The organism is Bacteroidota bacterium, assembly GCA_016213405.1.
Classification (GTDB): Bacteria; Bacteroidota; Bacteroidia; order Palsa-948; family Palsa-948; genus Palsa-948.
On the sequence record JACRAM010000081.1, the window covers coordinates 1 to 2,139 of the forward strand.

Here is a 2,139-nt window from a genome sequence, read left to right on the forward strand (position 1 = left end):
CCAGGCAGCGTTTTTGAGTGTTCAACAGAAATAAAATAGCTCGGTTAAATCCTAATCCGGAATGGGCGGTTACTCCAGTGAGAATAATGTATAAGATATGATTGAGCTCAAGAGTGGTCCGCAGCGCATTACTAATGTCATAGAGAATGGCCAATTCTTTTTCTACCCGAATTAACTGTTCTTCAAGATTTTTTGTGAAAGTGGGGGAATTCGGCATATTCAAGTCCTGATCTGGCATATTTAAGCTTCCATTCGATTTTTTCTGCGCACATCAAATATACGGAAAGTATTCTCCTCCACCAAAGTCCACCTTAGCGAAGAAGGGCCAAACAATCAATCCGTTACAAAGGCGAAGAATAACTTTGGCTTCAAAGGTAGTATGAAAGAAAAGATAACATCTTCACTTACAGTTGTCAAGGTAAGCTCATGTAGCAAGCGCTTTCTGTTAGCTCCAAATTAAAAGTGCACCCTGTTCCAGATTAAAAGTGCACGGGTAAAATCAAAGTGGTCTTGACTTGCTGAACATCTAAAAGTTTTTTGTTATACCAGAATCTCACGTCCGCTAAATCAGATTTCTCGTGCGGATAGATTCGTAAGTTGACCGTTTCGCGAATCGGCGCGTTGTTGAATTTCAATTGAAAGTTATTAACGGATACGGTTCTGTAACTATCCACGACGCGATCCATTCTGAAGCAGAAGATATCTTTAATGGATAAAAAGGGAGGTGGAATAATAAATTGACGAAGGAGAGATTGTTTTTCTTTGAGAGCTCTTTGATAGCGCAAGTAAGGAATTTCTTTGGTGGTGGAATGAACCCATTTGTAATTGTACAGATGCATTTGGCGGAATAAGATTTGATTGGCTGCGGCAATGGTTGTAATTTTGTCTCTCGCGCAAATACGGACCAAATATTCTTGAATCCAGCGGTAAGGACGTTCGACTTTTCCTTTGGCCTGAGGAGATAATGCGTGGATGACCTCCACCTGACAGTCGTTAATGACCTGCTTCCATTGAGGAGTGGCTTCATCAGTCATTAAATGATGTTTGTAATGAAGTTCATCACGTCCGCGGACAAAACGGAAGATAGAATGAGAGTCCACATAAATTTTTAAAGGAAGGCCGAATTTCAAGAATACCGTCTGAAGAGCTCTTATGTGGGCCCAAGCCGATTCGTTTTCAACGAGCATGGCGTAGAACATAAAGCGGCTGTAATCATCAATGGAGGTGATCAAACACCATTTGCCATCCACCCATGGAGAGAATTGATGGAATGAAGAATCGTGCTGAGTTAATTCCCCTACATGATTGGTAATAACCTCTCGGTCATGAGCCTTGTGTTTTTGGGATCGGTCGATATAAAAGCCATATTGTTTGGCTTTATTGATGATTGTTTGTAAGGAGACTTTTTGATTTTCGTTGGCTTCCAAATCTTTTCTAATGAAGTTGTAATTATAGGACCATACGGGAATTGATTTCTTATCTATGAGAGCTTGGGAACTTTTGAGTTCTTTGAGAATATTTTTCTCAATGGCAGGATCAATACTTCGGGTTTTGGTCTGCCGAGTATATTCGATTGAAAATTCTTTTGGGTGATCGCGATATTCTTTAAGCAATTTAAAAAATTGACGTCTTTCAATCCGAAGCATTTGCTGGATATGTTCGCGTTTAATCTCTTTGTTGATGTAACGTTGCATTAAATCTTTGACCTGTTCATTGGTAAATCTTTTGTGTAGTTGTTCCATAAGCCATTCCTTTCGTTTTTACTGAAAGTATGGCTTATAGATAGTGCACTTTTAGTTTGGAGTTCCCTTCAAAAACAGTGCACTTTTAATTTGGAGTTTACATGGTACGATCTTGAAAAATTACTTTTATCTCATCCTCCAGCCACTGGTGGAATAAAAACAATCCGATCTCCGGAGTTTAAAGGTGTGTCCCAAGCTTTGAATTCATCATTGACCGCTACTTTTAATAAACCCGTGGAAAGTCGAAAGTGATATTTATTTTTTAATTTTGAAATCCTTTCAATATCTGCCCGCCGAGTTTTCTGGAATATAAAAGTGCAGCCGGTTAACCCAAAACTTAAAATACTCACTATAACTATTGGGGATAATCGCTTGACTAATTTCAACATCCTTGCCC

General features: G+C 39.1%; 2 protein-coding genes. Both read right to left on the minus strand.

Annotated features, from left to right (window positions below; translation table 11 throughout):
• Positions 1-479: 479 nt before the first annotated feature.
• Positions 480-1,646, minus strand: a complete 1,167-nt coding sequence (locus HY841_10235; protein ID MBI4931131.1) for a DDE-type integrase/transposase/recombinase — start codon at positions 1,644-1,646, stop codon at positions 480-482.
• Positions 1,647-1,873: 227 nt separating this feature from the next.
• On the minus strand, positions 1,874-2,131 hold the full coding sequence (locus tag HY841_10240; protein MBI4931132.1) for a MoaD/ThiS family protein: 258 nt from the start codon (positions 2,129-2,131) through the stop codon (positions 1,874-1,876).
• Positions 2,132-2,139: the final 8 nt, after the last annotated feature.

Bases quoted from the DNA above. Each gene is read 5' to 3' on its own strand.
- HY841_10235 (MBI4931131.1), bottom strand. From the start codon at position 1,646: ATGCTTCGGATTGAAAGACGTCAATTTTTTAAATTGCTTAAAGAATAT.
- HY841_10240 (MBI4931132.1), bottom strand. From the start codon at position 2,131: ATGTTGAAATTAGTCAAGCGATTATCCCCAATAGTTATAGTGAGTATT.